This window comes from Kitasatospora sp. NPDC097643 (genome assembly GCF_040302625.1).
Lineage (GTDB): Bacteria > Actinomycetota > Actinomycetes > Streptomycetales > Streptomycetaceae > Kitasatospora.
In genome coordinates, this window is record NZ_JBEOSA010000034.1 from 35,219 (window position 1) to 52,243 (window position 17,025).

The 17,025-nt window shown below is 73.5% G+C and carries 14 protein-coding genes; 3 read left to right on the forward strand and 11 right to left on the reverse strand.

Annotated features, from left to right (window positions below; translation table 11 throughout):
• Window positions 1-7 precede the first annotated feature (7 nt).
• Entirely contained in the window at window positions 8-460 is a 453-nt protein-coding gene (locus ABTY15_RS22100; protein WP_350596442.1) for a MerR family transcriptional regulator, read from the forward strand.
• On the opposite strand, the gene ABTY15_RS22105 is transcribed toward ABTY15_RS22100, so the two are convergent.
• The 11 genes from ABTY15_RS22105 to ABTY15_RS22155 all read right to left on the reverse strand — a co-directional run bounded on the left by ABTY15_RS22105 (window position 419) and on the right by ABTY15_RS22155 (window position 11,683).
• Window positions 419-1,315, reverse strand: coding sequence for a fumarylacetoacetate (FAA) hydrolase (locus ABTY15_RS22105; protein WP_350596445.1), 897 nt, complete (start codon window positions 1,313-1,315; stop codon window positions 419-421). The two genes, ABTY15_RS22100 and ABTY15_RS22105, sit on opposite strands and share 42 nt — an antisense overlap.
• Before the next feature lie 44 nt (window positions 1,316-1,359).
• Window positions 1,360-2,679 carry a pyridoxal phosphate-dependent aminotransferase gene (locus ABTY15_RS22110; protein ID WP_350596449.1) on the reverse strand — a complete coding sequence of 440 codons (1,320 nt, stop codon included), beginning with the start codon at window positions 2,677-2,679 and terminating at the stop codon, window positions 1,360-1,362.
• A 246-nt stretch (window positions 2,680-2,925) separates the two neighbouring features.
• Window positions 2,926-4,560: an AMP-binding protein gene (locus tag ABTY15_RS22115; RefSeq protein ID WP_350596454.1), complete on the reverse strand. Its 1,635-nt coding sequence runs from the start codon at window positions 4,558-4,560 to the stop codon at window positions 2,926-2,928.
• Window positions 4,557-5,693, reverse strand: a complete 1,137-nt coding sequence (locus ABTY15_RS22120) for a Glu/Leu/Phe/Val dehydrogenase dimerization domain-containing protein (protein ID WP_350596459.1) — start codon at window positions 5,691-5,693, stop codon at window positions 4,557-4,559. The genes ABTY15_RS22115 and ABTY15_RS22120 overlap by 4 nt, the downstream gene beginning before the upstream one ends.
• A 64-nt stretch (window positions 5,694-5,757) precedes the next feature.
• A complete protein-coding gene (locus ABTY15_RS22125; RefSeq protein ID WP_350596462.1) occupies window positions 5,758-6,318 on the reverse strand; it encodes a type 1 glutamine amidotransferase in 561 nt (186 codons plus the stop codon).
• 11 nt (window positions 6,319-6,329) lie between these two features.
• Window positions 6,330-7,124, reverse strand: a complete 795-nt coding sequence (locus ABTY15_RS22130; protein ID WP_350596466.1) for an amino acid kinase family protein — start codon at window positions 7,122-7,124, stop codon at window positions 6,330-6,332.
• The gene (gene argC / locus ABTY15_RS22135; RefSeq protein WP_350596469.1) at window positions 7,121-8,191 is read right to left on the reverse strand and encodes an N-acetyl-gamma-glutamyl-phosphate reductase; all 1,071 of its coding nucleotides are present in this window, start codon (window positions 8,189-8,191) and stop codon (window positions 7,121-7,123) included. The genes ABTY15_RS22130 and argC overlap by 4 nt, the downstream gene beginning before the upstream one ends.
• The gene (locus tag ABTY15_RS22140; protein WP_350596475.1) at window positions 8,188-9,039 is read right to left on the reverse strand and encodes an ATP-grasp domain-containing protein; all 852 of its coding nucleotides are present in this window, start codon (window positions 9,037-9,039) and stop codon (window positions 8,188-8,190) included. The genes argC and ABTY15_RS22140 overlap by 4 nt, the downstream gene beginning before the upstream one ends.
• A 1-nt stretch (window position 9,040) precedes the next feature.
• Window positions 9,041-9,226, reverse strand: a complete 186-nt coding sequence (locus ABTY15_RS22145; protein WP_350596480.1) for a lysine biosynthesis protein LysW — start codon at window positions 9,224-9,226, stop codon at window positions 9,041-9,043.
• Between the two features lie 118 nt (window positions 9,227-9,344).
• Window positions 9,345-10,496 carry a hydroxymethylglutaryl-CoA lyase-like TIM-barrel protein gene (locus ABTY15_RS22150; protein WP_350596485.1) on the reverse strand — a complete coding sequence of 384 codons (1,152 nt, stop codon included), beginning with the start codon at window positions 10,494-10,496 and terminating at the stop codon, window positions 9,345-9,347.
• Between the two features lie 320 nt (window positions 10,497-10,816).
• Window positions 10,817-11,683, reverse strand: a complete 867-nt coding sequence (locus tag ABTY15_RS22155; protein WP_350596489.1) for a winged helix-turn-helix domain-containing protein — start codon at window positions 11,681-11,683, stop codon at window positions 10,817-10,819.
• A 313-nt stretch (window positions 11,684-11,996) separates the two neighbouring features.
• On the opposite strand from ABTY15_RS22155, the gene ABTY15_RS22160 reads away from it, so the two are divergent.
• Together ABTY15_RS22160 and ABTY15_RS22165 are read left to right on the forward strand one after the other, a co-directional pair.
• Window positions 11,997-12,545 (forward strand): TetR/AcrR family transcriptional regulator, encoded by a 549-nt coding sequence (locus tag ABTY15_RS22160; RefSeq protein WP_350596494.1) that lies wholly within the window; start codon window positions 11,997-11,999, stop codon window positions 12,543-12,545.
• Between the two features lie 374 nt (window positions 12,546-12,919).
• Complete coding sequence (locus ABTY15_RS22165; RefSeq protein ID WP_350596498.1) at window positions 12,920-16,969, forward strand: type I polyketide synthase; 4,050 nt, start codon at window positions 12,920-12,922, stop codon at window positions 16,967-16,969.
• Window positions 16,970-17,025: the final 56 nt, after the last annotated feature.

Sequence of the window (17,025 nt, forward strand, 5' to 3'; positions counted from 1 at the left end):
GAGTGCCATGCGAATTGGCGAACTGTCACAGCGCACCGGGACCTCGCGGCGGCTGTTGCGCTACTACGAGGAGCAGGGGCTGATCTTCTCCGCCCGGCAGGCCAACGGGTACCGGGACTACGACGAGGCGTTCGTCGACCGGGTGTTGCAGATCCGCGGTCTGCTGGCCGCGGGGCTGCCGACCCGGATCATCCGGCAGATCCTGCCCTGCCTGAGCAAGCCCTCCACCATCCACTTCGAGGAGGCCACCCCCGAGATGCTGGCCACGCTCGAACAGGAGCGTGACCGCATGACCCAGCGCATCCGGTGCCTTCAGCGCAACCGCGACGCGGTCTCCGAGTACCTCGCCGAGGTGCGCCGCCGGCAGGCCGAACCCTCCGTGCTGGACGCGCTGGACGTCGTGGGCGCGGGCGCCGCGTCAGGAGGCCGCGGCCACGCCGCCGTACTGGACGGGGTTTGACAGGGCGACGCCGTGGCTGGTCACGTCGATGACCATGCGGTCGCCGTCGGTGAGCTGGAAGCCGTCGTGGAAGCTGCTGCGGTCGGCGCCGGTGAGCACGTAGTTGACCAGGCCGGGGCGGCGCAGCGCGGGGAAGGAGAAGAGCCGTTCGGTCAGCTCCTCGACGGTGAAGTAGAGGGAGTCGGAGCCGATTTCGAACTTGCCCTCCCAGGCGGTGGCGCCGTCGCGTTCGATGGCGACGCGGCCGGTGGCGGCGCGGGGCGGCTCGCCGAGGAACAGGTGCGGGGAGATGGCGGTGTCGCAGAGCTTGCCGGTGGGGGTGTAGCCGGGGTCGATGCGGTGCAGGCCGATGTCGCACAGGTCGTTGCCGAAGGTGTAGCCGGCGTAGTGGGGGGTGCCCTCGTCGTCGTTGACGTAGACGAGGACGATCTCGGCCTCCTCGATCAGCCAGACCGGTTCGGCGGGGACGACCAGGGGCTGGCCGGGGGTGCGCAGCCAGGAGCCGAGGCCCTTGAAGAACCACTTGGGCAGCGGCGGCTGGTCGCCGTGGGCGACGATGGCCGCGGACTTGGACTTGTGGGTGCCGAGGAAGCCGCTGACCAGGGCGGTGCCGGGGCCGGTGGTGGGCAGCAGCGGGGGCAGCGGGCGCAGTTCGGGGTCGCCGGCGGTGACGGTGAGGGTGTCGGCGGCCTCGGTGAGGGCGGTGACGGCCTCGGGGCCGGCGTCGGTGAGGACGGCGGCGAGCAGGCGGCCGTCGGGGACGTGGTGGAGGGTCTGGGGCTCGCCGGGGGCGGTGGTGCCGAGGCTGACGTAGCGGCGGCCGCGGTACTCGTACTCGCTGATGGTGGTGGACATGGGGTGGTGGACCTCCGGTGGTCTCGGGTGGTCGGTGGGCGGGGTCAGACGCGTCCGGTGAGCGCCGCGGTGGCGGGTGCGGGGCGGGCGGCGGGCGGGACGAGGTCGTCGAGGACTTCGGCGATGCGGTCCAGGGACGCCTTGATCCAGGGCAGTTCGAGTGGGGTGTCGGCGGTGAGCGCGGCCGTGCGTTCGGCTTCGCTCTCCCCGTACAGGCGGCTGGTGGCGATCCGGATGCGCAGGTGGTGGTCGGCTTCGCCGAAGGCGCTGCCGGGGAGCAGGCCGACGCCGTAGCGCTGCGCGAAGAGGGCGGCCAGCTCCCCGGCCCCGGACACCCCGTGCGTTTCGACGAGGTGGTCCCGGAGCGGCTCGAAGCTCGGGTAGAGGTAGGAGGTGGCGCGTACGGGGGTGAGTTCGGCGCCGGCGGCGGTGAGGTGGCGGGCCACCTCGCGCACGATCTGTTCGTGCAGGCGCCGGGCGGCGGCGACGTAGGCGCGGACCTCCTGCGGTTCGGTGAAGGCGTAGGCGGCGGCGTCCTGGACGGGCGCGGCGGTGGAGGACCAGAGCTGGCTGGCGACGGCCTCCAGCCGTCCGTACAGGGCGCGGCCGAGCGGGCCTTGGGGCAGGCGGGCGACCCCGGTGCGCCAGCCGCCGAGTGCCAGGTTCTTGGTCAGCCCGGTGGTGACGACGGTGCGTTCGGGGGCGAAGGCGGCCGGGGAGGGGGCCGGGTGGGTGTCGCGGTCGTAGACCAGGTCGCAGTAGATCTCGTCGGAGACGACGACCAGGTCGAGTTCGCGGACGGCCTGGCCGAGCCGGTGCAGGGTGTCCGGTTCGGCGATGGTGCCGGTGGGGTTGTCGGGCAGGGTGACGATGACGCAGCGCGGGTCGCGGCCGGCGGCGCGGGCGGCGGTGACGGCGGTGCGCAGCGCGTCCGGGTCGGGCACGCCGCCCTGGCCGGGGAGGGTGGGGACGTGGATCGGGTGGGCGCCGGCCAGGCGGGCCTGGGCGGCGTAGCTGACCCAGCTGGGCACGGGTACGACGACGTCTCCGCCGATGGCGAGCATCAGGGCGAACAGCAGGGGTTTGCTGCCCGGTCCGCACAGCACCAGGTCGGGGTCGGTGTCCAGGCCGCGCCGGCCCCAGTAGTCGGCGGCGGCGGCGCGCAGGGCCGGGTGGCCGGCGACCGGGCCGTAGGCGTTGCGGCCGGCGGCGCGGGCGAGGCGTTCCTTGAGGGCGGGCAGGACGGGCAGGCCGATCTCGCCGCTGGCCAGGGACAGGACCTGTTCGCCGGCGCGGCGCCGGCGTTCCAGTGCCTCGTCGGCGGCCAGGGTCGCCGACTTCGTCACCGGCACGGGTTCGGGCATGGTGGGCTCCAACGGGTCGGGCGGCGGGTCGGGCGGCGGGGTCGGGCGGTGGGACGGCGGGCGGGTCGGGCTGTGGGGCGGGCCGCGGTGTGGGGACCGCGGTTTCGGGCGCCGGGCCGCCCCGGCCGGGGGACGCCAGGGCGGTGCCGGGTGCTGCGGGTGCCGTGCGGTGGTGCCGGTGGTGCTGGGTGGTGCGGCCGGGCGCCCGGTCGGGGGGATTGCCGGGCGCCCGGAGCGGGCGGGCCGTCAGCCGGTGGCGTAGCGGCGGCGCAGTTCGATCTTGCGGACCTTGCCGGTGAGGGTCTTGGGCAGGGCCGTGACCACCTCCAGCCGCTCGGGCAGGAAGCGGGCGTCCTGGCCGGCGCCCAGCAGGTGGGCGCGCAGTTCGGCCAGGTCCGGGGCGCTGTCCCCGCGGGCGACGACGACGGCGAGGATCGGGTCGTCGATGTGCCCGGTGGGGCCGACGATCGCGGCCTCGGTCACCTTGGGGTGGGCGGCGATGACGGACTCCAGTTCGGCCATCGGCAGGACGATGCCGTCGCGCATGATGGCGTCCTTGGCGCGGCCCAGGACGCGGATGCCGCCGCGGCCGTCCTCGCGGGCGACGTCGCCGGTGTCGAACCAGCCGTCGGCCATCACGTCGGCGTCGAAGACGTCCTGCTGCTTGAAGTAGCCGAGGGCCTGGGAGGCGCCGCGCACCCGCAGTTTGCCGACCGAGGCGCGCTGGGTGGGGTCCTGGCAGGCGTCGATGCGGATCTCCATGGAGTCGATCGGCCGGCCGTGGCTGTGTGCCGCCCAGTCCTGGTTGTAGTCGAGCCGGCTGATGGTGACCGGCCCGAACTCGGACATCCCCCACACCGAGTAGGTGCGGGCGCCGAAGGTGTCGCGCAGTTCGTCCACCAGGTTCTGGAGGACGGGGGCGGCGCCGGTGATGGTGTGGCGCAGGCTGGACACGTCGTGCGGGTCGGCCTGCTGGGCGGCGGCCACCCCGGTGAGGGTGGGCGGCGGCCCGTAGATCAGCGTGGCGCCGTAGCGCTCGACCAGGTCGAGCAGGCCGACGTGGTCGGGGCCGTCCTGGAAGGCGATGGTGCCGCCGAGCATCACGGCGGCCAGCACCCCCTGGCCGAAGCCGGAGTAGTGCACCAGGGGGGTGGTGACCGCGGCGACCAGGTCGTCGCGCAGCAGGAAGGTGTCCACGTAGCCGCGCACGCCGGAGTGGACGGTGTTCTGGCTGTGCACCACGCCCTTGGAGAAGCCGGTGGTGCCGGAGGTGAACAGCACCACGAACGGCTCGTCGGGGCGCAGTTGGCGGCCGACCAGGTCGCCCATGCGCCGCTTCTCCCAGTGCTCGGAGACGAAGTGGTCGTGGAAGTCGACGGCGCCGGCCGGGGCGTGGCCGTCGAGGACCACGACGTGGTCCAGCGCGGTCTCGGAGCGCAGTTCGACCAGGGCCTCGGCGAGCGGGTAGCCGTCGTACTCGGCGACCGTGATGATCACGCGGGCCTCGGTGAGGGCGAGCCGGTGGCGCAGCTCCTCCTCCTGGCAGACCGGGGCGATGGGGCAGATGATCGCGCCGGCCGCCATGCAGGCGAACATCAGCGGGACCATCTCCCAGCGGTTGGGCAGTTGGACGGCGACGACGTCGCCGCGCTGCACGCCCAAATCGAGCAGGGCGCCGGCGAACCGGTCGGTCAGGCGGGAGAGTTCGGCGTAGTCGAGGGTGTCGGTGCGGGCCTCGTCGAGGCGGCGGCCGGCGACGGCGAGCTTGCGCGGGCGTTCGCGGGCCTGGCGGCGCAGGTCGTCCAGGAAGGTCTCGTCGCGCCACCAACCGCGGCGGCGGTACTCGGCCAGTCTGTCGGCGGCCGAGGCGGGGGTACTCATCGGTGAAGCTCCTGGCGGCGGGCGGCGAGCAGTTCGGGCAGCGGGTTGCCGGGGCGGGCGGCGGCGATCTCCAGCAGGTCGCGGGTGTTGAGCCGGACCCGGTCGGCGACCCAGTCGAAGACCCACTGCTTGCGGGCCTCGGCGCCGAGGTCGAAGGGGACGACGCGGGTGACGGCCAGGGCCGCGGAGCCGGCGCCGCCGATGTTGGCGATGACGCCGGGGACCAGGACGGTGCCCTGGGCGGCGACCTTCTCCTTGGCCTCGGCGCTGGAGGCGAGGTTGGCGCCCTCGACCACGACGCGGGCGCGCAGCCGGTGGGCGTTCTCGGCGTTGAGGGCGTACTTCTGGGCGGCCAGGACCAGCAGGTCGGCGTCGACGTCGAGCCAGGCGTCGCTCTCGCGGCTGACGGTGACGTGCTGGGGCAGGCGGCTGTGGTCGATGCGGCCGAACTCGTCGGTGATGGCGACCAGGTCGGCCACCGGGAGGCGGTCGGCGCTGATGGTGCCCTGGACGTCGGCGACGGCGACGATGACGTGGCCGCGCTCCTCCAGGAAGCGGGCGACGGCGCGACCGACGGCGCCGAAGCCCTGGATGGCGACCTTGGCCGGCTCGGTGCGTCCGCCGGCCTCCAGGGCGGTGAGCGCGGCGACGCCGACGCCGTGGCCGGTGCAGTCGATCAGCGGCTCGTAGTAGGTGCGCCAGTCGATCGGCATGTCGGGGGCGCCGAGGCGGTAGCGGGGGTCGTAGCCGGCCTCGTCGAAGAAGACGGCCCGGTCGGCGGGGGTGACGCCCATGTCGATGCCGAGGTGGATGCCGCCGTGCAGCAGTGGCTTGACGGTGCGTCCGAAGGTGCGGAAGGTCTGTTCGCGGTTGGCGCCGTCGGCGTTGGTGTCGGTGGCGACGATGCCGGCCTTGGCGCCGCCGATGCGCAGGCCGGCCAGGGTGAACTTCTCGGTCATGTCGCGGGCGAGGCCGGCGACCTCCTCCTCACTGACGGCGGTGGTCATCCGGGTGCCGCCCATGGCCAGGCCGTCGACGAGGGTGTCGACGACCACCCAGCCCTTGATCGGGGCGCCGCTGCCGTTGAGGTGCACGGTGAACGCGGGCTGGTGCGGGTCTTCCAGGTCACTCATGTCAAGTCCTTGGGTACGTAGGGTGGTTCACCGGTCCGGAAGGTGGGCGCTGGCGGCGGCGGGGTCACTGGTAGAGCTGCGCGAAGCCGCGCAGGATCTCCAGGCCGTCGCTGCGGAACTCCAGGTGGGCCTGGGCGCCGTAGACGCGACCGTCGTCGGAGCGCAGGAACTCCACGGGGGCGTGTTCGGAGCGGCCGATGGAGCGGAAGCCGGCCGGTGCCTCCTGGAGGTAGAGGGTGTGGCGGTGGAAGACCGTCACGGTCGGCTTCACGTGGGTGAACAGCGGGTCCTCGGTGTCGACCTGGACCTCGTAGCCGCCGACGCGCTGCGGGCCGTCGGCCAGGCGGCCGCCATTGGCGACCGCGATGATCTGCATGCCGCCGCAGATCCCGAAGACCGGGATGTCGGCGCCCATGACGAGGTCGACGAGCGGCTTGTAGAAGTCCTGGTCGTAGGCCCGGACCTTGGTGCCGCTCAGCACGACGGCCTGGTAGCCGGCGAGGCTGGCGGGGACGGAGGCGGCGGTGACGGCGTCGGTGTCGGAGCCGAGGTCCTCGAAGCGCTTGCGCAGCTGCGGGAGGGACAGGGTTCCGTTGTTGACGACCAGCACGCGGGATCGCGCCATGGGGGTGCTCCTCAGGTTCGCGTGATGAGGGTGCCGGTGCGGGCGTCGAGCAGGTCGGTGACGCTGGCGCTGCCCAGGACGACCCGTTCGACTCCGCCGTCCAGGGCCTCGCCGGCGGCGCGCAGTTTCTTGCGCATGCCGCCGGTGGCGCCCTTGTCGCGGAAGGCGGCGGCGTCGGCGGCGCTGATCCGCCGCACCGGTTCGCCGTCGATGAGCAGGTGGGCGACGTCGGTGACCAGGACGAGGTCGGTGGCGCCGGCGGCGCCGGCGATCGCGGCCGCGGCCCGGTCGGCGTCGTTGTTGACCTCCTGGCCGGCCGCGTTGCGGGCCAGCGGGGTGACCAGGTAGGCGTGGCCGGGCTGGAGGTTCTTCAGCGGGGCGGGGTCGACGCCGGTGATCGGGCCGACCAGGTTGTCGAGTTCGACGAGCTGCTTGTCGCGCCACCACCAGCGCTCGCCCGGGCCGGCCTGGACCAGGCCGTCGCTGCCCAGCAGGCGCTCGGCAGTGATGCCGCGGGCCTTCAGGCGGGCGAAGACGTCCTCGGCGAGGGCGGCGCTGACGGTCTTGATGTCGGCGATGACCTCGGGGGTGGTCCAGCGGCTCTGGTTGCCGTAGCGGTCGCGCAGGATCGCCGAGGGCTCGCTGTAGCGGGGGTTGAGCTCGCGCAGCGGCTTGGACCAGCCGTGGACGAGGATCAGCGGGTGGCGGCGGCCGTGTTCGGCCAGGTCGTCCCACCAGGTGCCGTCGAGGCCGTCCAGGCAGCTGCCGCCGAGCTTGACCACGGTGGGGGTCGGGTTGCCGGTCATACCGGCATCACCGGGTGCATGGTCAGGCCGGTCTCCTCGGGCAGGTGGAAGCGCAGGTTGGTGGCCTGGACGGCCTGGCCGGCGGCGCCCTTGATGAGGTTGTCGAGGGCGGCGAGGACGACGATGCGCCCGCCCTCCTCGTCGTGCATGACCGTCACGTCGCAGTAGTTGGAGCCGAGGACGGCCTGCGGGTCCGGGACCGGGATGAGGGTCTCGGTGTTGCGGCGCACCCGGACGAAGCGGTGCTCCTTGTAGAAGCGGGTGTAGGCGCGCTGGAGTTCACGCTGGTCGACGGTGTCGTCGGTGAACACGTAGGAGCTGGTGAGCAGGCCGCGCACGTGCGAGACGCCGTAGGCGGACATGGTCAGCGAGTCGATCCGCCCGGCGGTGGCGCCGGCGGGCTTGGCGCGGGCCAGGAAGTCGGCGACCTCACCGGCGTGGCGGTGCCCGGTGGGGGCGTACGGGGCGATCGCGCCGCTGCGGAACGGGTGCAGGTCGGCGGTGCGCAGGTGCAGGCCGCCACCGCTGGAGCCGGACTTGCCGTCGACGACCACGGTCTTCAGGTGCAGGCCCAGGCCCAGGGTCAGCGGTGCCAGGCCCAGGGTGAGGGAGGTGGCGTAGCAGCCGGGCAGGGAGATCAGCTCGGCGTCGGCGAGCTGGTCCTTGATCAGCTCCGGGACGCCGTAGACGAACCGGTCGGCGAGGTCGGTGCGACGCTTGACCTTGGGGTACCACCGGTCGTGGAGCTCGGGGGTGCGGATGCGGAAGGCACCGCTGAGGTCGACGATGGCCGGGACCTTGTCGGCCAGCAGTTCGGCGAGCTGCGCCGAGACCGGGGCCGGGGTGGCCAGGAAGAGGACGTCGACCTTGTCGGCGACCTCCTCGGTGACCGGCTGGACGGTCAGGCCGAGGTCGAGGCGCAGGTTGGGGTGGAGTTCGGCCGGGCGCCGGCCGATGTTGGAGGAACCGCCCAGGAACGTCAGTTCGAGGTCGGGGTGCTGGGTGATCAGCCGGATCAGTTCGCCGCCGGCGAGCCCGGAGGCTCCGACGACTCCTGCTCGGATCATGCTATGAGCTCCTGCACGTACGAGGCGATGGCGGTGGGGATGTCCGCGCCGGTGGTGGAGGCGACGCCCTTGAAGGCGGGGGCGTGGTTGACCTCGTTGACGACGAGGCCGTCGTCGGTGCGGAACAGGTCGACGCCGTAGATCCCGGCGCCGAGTTCGTTGACCACGGCGTCCACGATCTTCACGACCTCGGGGTCGTGGGCGATGGCGCTGCTGCGGTTGCCGAGGGCGGCGTTGCTGCGCCAGTCGGTGCCGGCGCTGGTGAACTCGGCGGCGGCGACGATGTCGTGGCCGGCGACCAGGCAGCGCACCGAGGAGCCGCCGGCCAGGAACGGCTCGACCAGGCAGGCCTGTTCGAAGGCGTGGCCGAGGTCCTCGACGTAGTCGTAGACGGACTGGGCGGTGTCGGTGTCGCGGATCAGGGTGACCCGCTTGCCCATGCCGCCGAAGATCGGCTTGAGGACGACGGGGACGCCGAGTTCCTCCAGCGCCTTCTCGAAGTCCTTGCGGGACAGCACGAGGCGGAAGTCCGGTACCGGGACACCGGCGTCGCGCAGCACGGTGCGCAGGACGGCCTTGTTCTCGCAGGCGTTGATGGCCCGGGCGGTGTTGAGGACCGGGATGCCGGCGGACTCGGCGAGGGTGGCGACCAGGCCGCCGCGGGTGTAGCTGCGGCTGCGCACCAGGAGCGCGTCGTAGGACTGCACGGCGGGGGCGCCGGGGTCGCCGAGGCACAGCGACTCGTCGTTGATCCAGTCGACGTGCAGGCCCAGCGCCGGGGCGGCCTGGATCAGCTGGCGTTCCTCCCAGCTGATCCGGTCGGCGACGATGGCGACGTTCTTGGGCATCTCACTGGCCCCAGTCGCGCAGCTGGACCTCGACCATCTGCAGGGACAGCTGGCCGTCGCGGACGTCCTCGACGCGCAGGGTGAGCATGCACTCGGGGCAGGAGAGGGTCTCGCCCTGGACCATCGGCGGGACGGTCAGGTCGGTCTCGCACTCGGGGCAGACGCCGGTCAGGGTGGCGGTGGACATGCGGGAACTCCGGTTCGTTGTGGTGTGCGTGGCGTGTGACGGGCCGGCTCAGACGGCTCGTGCACGGTGGTGCGGGATGGTGCACGGTGGTGCGGGGTGGGCTCAGGCGGCTGGGAGCTCAGGCGGCCTGGAACTCGATGGCGGCCTTGCGGATCGCGTCGCGGTCCAGCAGCGGGGCGCCGGCCTCGATCTGGCGCTCGACCAGCCACGGGGTGAAGGCCTCGACGTCGACGAAGACGCCGGACTCGGCCAGTGCCCACTTGACCAGGGCCGGGGTGAGGCGGGTGCGGACCAGCAACTCGCGGGAGTTGCCGACGAGTTCGGCCGGCAGCGTCTCGTAGGCCTCGGGGTGGGTCAGCTGGCCCGGCAGCTCGTAGGCGAAGGAGTGCGGGGTGGTGGGGCCGGACTGGAACGCCTCGCCGAGGCCGGCGCCCTTGAGCGCGATCCGGGACAGCTCGGTGAGGTGGGAGAGGTTGAAGCGGGTGTCGCCGTAGATGACCCGCAGCGAGGTGAGCAGTTCGGCCAGCGGGGCGTTGCCGCCGCGCTCGCCGATGCCGCCGACCGTCGCCGAGATCCACTGGGCGCCGGCGCGCACGGCGGCCAGGGAGTTGGCGACCGCCATGCCGAGCATGTTGTGCGAGTGGATCTCGATCTCGGAGCCGTCGATCGCGGTGAGGTCCGCGATGACGTCCTGCATCTGCCAGGGCGACAGGTAGGCGACGGTCTCCGCGAGGCGGAAGCGGTCGGCGCCGGCCTCGAAGCCCGCGGTGACGTAGGGGACGAGGCGCTCGGCGGGGGTGCGCGCGCCGTCCTCGCCGCTGAAGGTGACGTGGAAGCCGCGGTCCTTGGCCTGCGAGATCGCCGAACGGGCCAGCGTGTTCAGGAACTTGGCGCTGGGCGAGCCGAGCTTGAGCTTGGCGTGCTGCTCCGAGGTGGGGATGGAGTACATGACGTGGTGCACGCCCAGGCGCTCGGCCTCGTCCAGGGCGGTGGCGACCTGCTGGCGGTCGCGCACGACCACGAGCGTCATGCTGCGCTCGGGGGTGACGGCCTCGTGGGTGGCGAGGACGAGGTCGGCGTCCTTGGAGTTCGGCCCGGCGACCATGCCGACCTCGACCAGGTCGACGCCGGTCTTCACCAGCAGGTCGGCGATCGCGGCGGCGTCCCGGGGGCCGAATTCGACACCGGCCATGTGGGCGGAGTCCCGCAGGGTGGCGTCGGATATGTGGGGAAGTCTCGGGAGGCTTTCCTGGTGCTCTGTCACTGGCATTGCGTTCCCTCCTCCTGAATCCGGGAAGGTCTTTCCCGGATCGCGGTGCGGTGCGCTCTGTCGACCATCCTGGACGGCCCTGACCTGGTCGGGCAACGCTTTCCGGCCGGGAGTTTGTCAAGGACTGTCAGCGGACGTCATCGACGGTGGACGGTGGCAAATCTTCTCGGATTTCGGGGACGGCCGGCCCTGGAAAGCGCTGCGGACGGCTACGATGTGCGGGCACGCAGGATTTCGGCGGCCGCCCGAAATCCGGGTGGTGCGGAATTCCGGGTGGCCGGCGCGAGCGGCCGGGAAATGTCGAAATGTCGCGGGGTTTCTCAGCCGCGGCCGAGGCGGTAGCCGACGCCGTGCACCGTGATGATCCACTTGACGCCGAGTTTGGCCCGCAGGTTGCTCACGTGGGTGTCGATGGTGCGGCTGGAGGCCGCCCAGGTGGTGTCCCACACCCGGGCCATCAGCTCCTTGCGCGACAGCACGCTCTTCGGGTCGGCCGCCAGGGTGTGCAGCAGGTCGAACTCCTTGGCGGTGAGGATCACCGGCCGGCCGTGCAGGGACACCTCGCGGGTGGTGCCGTCGATGTGCAGCGGGCTCAGCGAGATGGTGTGCGCGGCCTGCGGCCGCGGATGGGTGCGGCGCAGCACGGCCTCGATGCGGGCGAGCATCTCGCGGATGCCGCAGGAGGCCACCACGCAGTCGTCCGCTCCGGCCTGGAGGGCCAGGACGCGGTCGAGTTCGGTGTCGCGGGTGGCGATGGAGATGATCGGCTTGTCGCCGCTCCTGCGCAGCAGGCGGCAGACCTCCAGGCCGTCGATGTCGGGCAGGTCGAGGTCGAGCAGGACCAGGTCCGACTGGTGGTGCGCGGTGAGCGCCTGGGCGCCGGTCTCCACGCTGCTCGCGGTGTAGCCCTGGCGTTGCAGGTGGCGCACCCGGGTCTCGGCGGTGGCGGCGTCGCCTTCGACCACCAGGACGGAGAGGGCCGGCGCCCCGGTGGCGGGGGTTCCGGTGGCGGGGGCTCCGGTGGCGGGTAAGCCGGTGCCGGGGGTGCCGGGGGCGGGTAAGGCGGCGCCGGCGGGGCGGTGGGCGGGGGCCGTGGTGGCCGGTGTGCGGTGTGCGGGTGCGGTGTTCCACGGTCGGTGCGCGGCCGGCGCCGCCGGTCTGGGCCGCTGGGTCGTCGTCTGGACCATTGCCATTGCTGCTCACCCGTTCTTCTGCCAGTGGGGTGTTCGTCGGGACCGTGCGGTGTCCGGACCCGCCCCGACCAGGCGCTGATTCAAACATACACTCAAGTCCGTTTCATAGCTACGGACTAAAGATGTATCAGGGTTCACCAATCGCGGGCGCGCTGTGTTTGGATGGACGGACAACGATGACCAGCCATGCAACAAGGTCGATGCGCCTGGAGGCCTCGTGCGCCACCCCTCGGACGAAGCAACACCCCCCGTTCCGCGGCGCGTTCGCGACAAGGAACGCACCCGCCGGCGCGTGTACGCCTCGGCCGTGGCCCTGTTCAGCCGCCAGGGGTACGCGGACACCTCCGTCGCGGAGATCGCGGAGCACGCGGGCATCGGACGCGGCACCTTCTTCGACTACTTCCCGCGCAAGGAGTGCCTGATCAGCGCCTGGGCCCAGGAGCGCGCGCGCAAGCTGACCTGCCGTCTGACCCCGCGGCTGGAGGGCGCGGCCAACGCCGCCGAGGCGCTGCGCGCCTGTATGTCCACCCTCAGCGACCTCAACGAGGAGGAGCCGGAGCTGAGCGCGGCGATGCTCACCGCCTGGATCGAGACCGGCCGCCTGCTCACCCAACGCCCTTACGTGGGCGTGGTGTTCACCGACATCGTCGAGCGGGGCCGGGCCCGGGGCGAGATCCGCACCAGCGTCAGCTCCGAGCTGATCGGCGAGACGCTGCGCGACCTGTACGTCGGCGCGCTGCACCGCTGGACGCACCCGGACCCGGACGGGCGGCGCAGCCGGCTGGACGTCGAACTACAGCTGGCCGTCAGCCTGTTGCTGCACGGCCTGGACCCGGCACCGGCACCCGCGGACTGACCCCCGCCCGCCCGCGGCCCGGCCGGGAGCGCGGCCGACCGACCGGGGCCGACCAGGCGTGACGGCGCACTGATGTGCCGTCACATCCGGTCGGCCTCCGCCGTGTTCACTCCCACAACCGTCGCACTTCGGCCACACTTCGGCCATCTCAGCGGCTGAGAAAAGCTGTTCTCTTTTAGCAATGCTGGGGTCAAACTTGACCGTCAGTGTAACTTTGGATTCCGCTAGTCCAAGGGCGCCGCCATCCCCACGGCACCGCCAGCCCTACGGCACCACCAGCCCCACGGCACCACCAGCCGCACGGCACCCGCTTCCCACGGGCAGCTGAAACGCCCTCCTCATCGGTCGGATCGAGCTAGAGGTTGGACCATCCCATGACGCACTCGAAAGACGTCCCTTCCACCCCCGTCGCCGTCATCGGCCTCGGGTGCCGCTTCCCGGGCGCGGACGGGCCGGCACAGTTCTGGGACAACCTGCTGGCCAACACGGACTCGGTGACCCCGGTCCCCGCCGAACGGTTCGACATCACGGCCGACTACGCGCCGCACTCCGGCACCCTCGGCAAGACGGCCTCGCGCCACGGCGGCTTCATCGACGACGTGTTCGCCTTCGACCACGCCTTCTTCGGCATCTCCCCGGCCGAGGCCAAGGCCGTCGACCCGCAGCAGCGCCTGCTGCTCCAGGCCACCTGGGAGGCCCTCGAACAGGCCGGTATCCGCCCCTCCGGCCTGGCCGGCACCCACGCCGGCGTCTTCGTCGGACAGGCCACCGCCGAGTACTCCGAGGTCTCCGCCGGCCCCGGCGGGCCCAACATCCGCGACATGGCCGGCAGCCGGCTGCGCGCCGTCACCGCCGGGCGGCTGTCCTTCGCCCTGGACCTGCTCGGCCCCAGCGTCGTCCTGGACACCGCCTGCTCCTCCTCCCTGGTCGCCGTCCACAGCGCCCGCCAGAGCCTGCTCACCGGCGAGTGCGACCTCGCCCTCGCCGCCGGCGTCAACGTCGTCCTCTCCAGCCACGACGCCATCGCCTACTCCCAGGGCTCGATGCTCTCCCCCGACGGCCGCTGCCGCTTCGGCGCCGACGACGCCAACGGCTTCGTGCGCAGCGACGGCGTCGGCGTCGTCGTCCTCAAGCGCCTGGCCGACGCCGAACGCGACGGCGACCTGATCCTGGCCACCCTCCTCGGCAGCGCCGTCACCAACGACGGGCGCGGCAGCGGCCTGCTGCTGCAACCCGCGGTCAGCGGACAGGTCGCCATGCTGCGCGCCGCCTGCCGCGCCGCCGGCATCACCCCCGACCAGCTGGACTACGTCGAGTCCCACGGCACCGGCACCGCGGTCGGCGACGCCGTCGAACTGCGCGCCCTGGCCGAGGCCACCACCCGCCCCGCCGACCGCCCGCTGCTCACCGGCTCGGTGAAGACCAACATCGGCCACGCCGAGTCCGCCGCCGGCATCGCCGGCCTCATCAAGGCGATCCTCATCGCCCACCACGGCGTCATCCCCGCCTCCCTGCACTGCACCCGGGAGAACCCGGTCATCGCCGACGAGCGCCTCGCCGTCTCCGTCGTCACCCGCAACACCGACCTCGCCCGGGCCGGCGCCCAGGCCCGCATCGGCGTCAGCTCCTTCGGGATCTCCGGCACCAACGCCCACATCGTCGTCGGCACCCACCACTCCAGACCCGTCCCCGCCGCCGCTCCCGCTTCCGTCCAGCCGGCAACGGCAGCAGCGGCCCACCCGACCGCCGTGGGGGCGGCCGGCGCGGAGCAACTGCTGGTCCTCAGCGCCCGGTCCGCCCGCTCCCTCGGCCGCCTGGCCCACGCCTGGGCCGCCTACCTGGAGGGCCCCGGCGGCCGCCACCCGCTGCCCGAACTGTGCGCCGCCGCCGCGCTGCGCCGCGACCACCACCCGCACCGGCTCTGGGTGCGCGGCGACACCCACACCGCCCTCGCCAAGCACCTGCGCGCGCTCGCCGACGGCGACACCACCGCCGCCGGCGGCATCGCCGAGGCCGGCTTCGGCGCCCCCCGGCGCACCGCCTTCGTCTTCTCCGGCCAGGGCTCCCAGTGGCTCGGCATGGGCCGCGGACTCCTCGCCTCCTCCCCCGCCTTCCGCGCCACCCTCACCGAGTGCGACGCCGCCATCCGGGCCGAACTCGGCTGGTCCCCGACCGACCTGCTCACCTCGGCCACCGCGTTACCCACCGACATCGACAAGGTCCAGCCGACCCTGTGGGCCGTCGCCGTCTCGCTGGCCGCCGCGCTGCGCGAGGCCGGCCTGGACCCGGACGTCTGCCTGGGCCACAGCATGGGCGAGATCGCCGCCGCCCACGTCGCCGGCGCGCTGAGCCTGCGCGACGCCTGCGCCGTCATCTGCCGCCGCAGCCGCCTGATGCGCCGCCTGGCCGGACGCGGCGCCATGCTCGCCGTCGAACTCTCCGCCGACGCCGCCCGCGACGTCCTCGCCGAACGGAGCGAGTTCGCCGGCGTCTGCGTCGCCGCCGAGAACTCCCCCACCGCCACCGTGCTCGCCGGCCCGCCCCGGGCGCTGGCCGCCGTCACCGAGGCCCTGGAGGCCCGCGACGTGCTGTGCCGCACCGTGCGCGTCGAAGTCGCCTCGCACTCCCCCGACATGGACCTCATCGGCGAGGAACTCGTCACCGCCCTCCAGCACCTCGCCCCCCGCCCCGCCACCACCGCCCTGGTCTCCAGCCTGCTCGCCGCCCCCGTGCGCGGCGACGAACTCCTCCCCCAGTACTGGCAGGACAACCTGCGCCAACCGGTGCGCTTCACCGAGGCGGTACGCCTGCTGTGCGCCGAGGAGACCCTGTTCGTGGAGGTCAGCCCCCACCCCGTGCTGACCGCCGCGGTCGAGGAGACCCGCCGCACCGCCCACGCCGAGGGCACCGTCCACGCCGAGGGCGCCGCGATCGCCACCCTGCGCCGCGACTGCGAGGAACCCCCCGCCCTGCTCGACGCCGTCGGCCGGGCCTTCGCCCACGGCGCCCGCATCGACTGGACCCGCCGCCACCCCACCGCGCCCCCGGTCCTGGAGGACCTGCCCACCTACCCCTGGGACTCCGACGTCCTGCGCCACCCCGGCACCCCCACCCGCACCGCCCCCGGCACCGCCGCCACCCCCGCCCCCTACGTCCGCGAGGCCGCCCTCACCGACTGGGGCGCCGGCGGCTGGGACACCGGCGTGAGCGTGCGCGGCCTGCGCCCGCTGCCCCCCACCGTCTACCTGGGCGCCATGCTCGAAGCCGCCCGCGCCGCCACCGGCGAGCCCGCGGCCCTGCACGCCGTCCGCCTCGGCGACAGCGCCCTGACCCTGGACGAACTGCCCTCCGCCGTCCTGCGGGTGAGCGTCGAGAGCCCCGCACCGGACGGCACCCGGCGGGTGCGCGCCGAGGCCCGGCGCACCGCGGACGCCCCGCTCGAACCGTGCGCCGAGGCCGTCCTGCGCCCCCGCGACCCCCGCACCGCGCCGCCCGGCCCGGCCAACCGGCGCGAACTGCTCGACCGCACCCTCGCCCGGCGCCTCGACTACCTCTCCGCCACCGACTTCCTCACCGCCGCCGCCGAGTCGGGCTTCGACATCGACGAGGGCCTGCGGGCCGTCCAGCACGTCTGGCGCCGCTGCGGCCGCGCCGTCGCCCGCCTGCGCCCCGCCCCCGGCAGCGCCGCCGCCACCCCCGCACCCGCCGTCGGCGCGGCCGGCGCCCCCTCCTGGGAGTCCGGGCTGCTCGCCCTGCTCGCCGCCTACCGCCCCGGCACCGCCCACGTGCCGACCGGCTTCGACTCCGTCCAGGTCCACGGCGACCTCGGCGAGGAGTTCTGGGCGCTGTGCCGGGTCCGCCCCGCCGCCGGCCAGGGCCGCACCCGCGGCGACGTCCTGCTCCTGGACCCCGACGGGTACGTCCTCGCCGAGTTCCTCGGCATCGACCTGCGGGCCCTGCCCTCCCTGCGGCCGGGCCCCCTCGCCTCCCTCGCCGCCGCCGGACGGCGGCCGGTGCTGCCCCGGCGGCGCACGGCCGGGGCCGGGGCCGGGGCTGCGGGTCCGGTCGGCGCGGCGGGTGCCGGGGAGGAGTTCACCGCGCGCACCCCGGACCCGCGCACGCCGGACCCGCGCACCCCGGCCGCGCACATCCCCGCCCCGCGCGCCCCGCAGCACGGCGCCGCGGCCGGCCCGGGCGCGGCCGTCACCGCCGCCGAGGCCCTGGTGCAGCGCGTCGCCCGCCTGCTGGAGATCCCCGAGGACCGGATCGACCACCGCCGCCCCCTGCGCGACCTGGGCCTGGACTCGCTGATGGCCACCCAGCTGCGCACCGAACTGCGCTCGGACTGGGGCCTCGACCTCACCGCCGGACGCCTGCTCGGCCCCGAGAGCCTCAACCGGATCCTGGAGACGATCGGCCGCTGACAACGACGACCACGACGACCGCCGTACCACCAGACGGACCGCCAGGCCGCCACACC

Coding starts and splice junctions, on each gene's coding strand:
- ABTY15_RS22140 (WP_350596475.1), bottom strand. CDS start 9,039: ATGCCCAAGAACGTCGCCATCGTCGCCGACCGGATCAGCTGGGAGGAA.
- ABTY15_RS22105 (WP_350596445.1), bottom strand. CDS start 1,315: ATGTCCACCACCATCAGCGAGTACGAGTACCGCGGCCGCCGCTACGTC.
- argC (WP_350596469.1), bottom strand. CDS start 8,191: ATGATCCGAGCAGGAGTCGTCGGAGCCTCCGGGCTCGCCGGCGGCGAA.
- ABTY15_RS22110 (WP_350596449.1), bottom strand. CDS start 2,679: ATGCCCGAACCCGTGCCGGTGACGAAGTCGGCGACCCTGGCCGCCGAC.
- ABTY15_RS22100 (WP_350596442.1), top strand. CDS start 8: ATGCGAATTGGCGAACTGTCACAGCGCACCGGGACCTCGCGGCGGCTG.
- ABTY15_RS22165 (WP_350596498.1), top strand. CDS start 12,920: ATGACGCACTCGAAAGACGTCCCTTCCACCCCCGTCGCCGTCATCGGC.
- ABTY15_RS22155 (WP_350596489.1), bottom strand. CDS start 11,683: ATGGTCCAGACGACGACCCAGCGGCCCAGACCGGCGGCGCCGGCCGCG.
- ABTY15_RS22125 (WP_350596462.1), bottom strand. CDS start 6,318: ATGGCGCGATCCCGCGTGCTGGTCGTCAACAACGGAACCCTGTCCCTC.
- ABTY15_RS22130 (WP_350596466.1), bottom strand. CDS start 7,124: ATGACCGGCAACCCGACCCCCACCGTGGTCAAGCTCGGCGGCAGCTGC.
- ABTY15_RS22150 (WP_350596485.1), bottom strand. CDS start 10,496: ATGCCAGTGACAGAGCACCAGGAAAGCCTCCCGAGACTTCCCCACATA.
- ABTY15_RS22145 (WP_350596480.1), bottom strand. CDS start 9,226: ATGTCCACCGCCACCCTGACCGGCGTCTGCCCCGAGTGCGAGACCGAC.
- ABTY15_RS22115 (WP_350596454.1), bottom strand. CDS start 4,560: ATGAGTACCCCCGCCTCGGCCGCCGACAGACTGGCCGAGTACCGCCGC.
- ABTY15_RS22120 (WP_350596459.1), bottom strand. CDS start 5,693: ATGAGTGACCTGGAAGACCCGCACCAGCCCGCGTTCACCGTGCACCTC.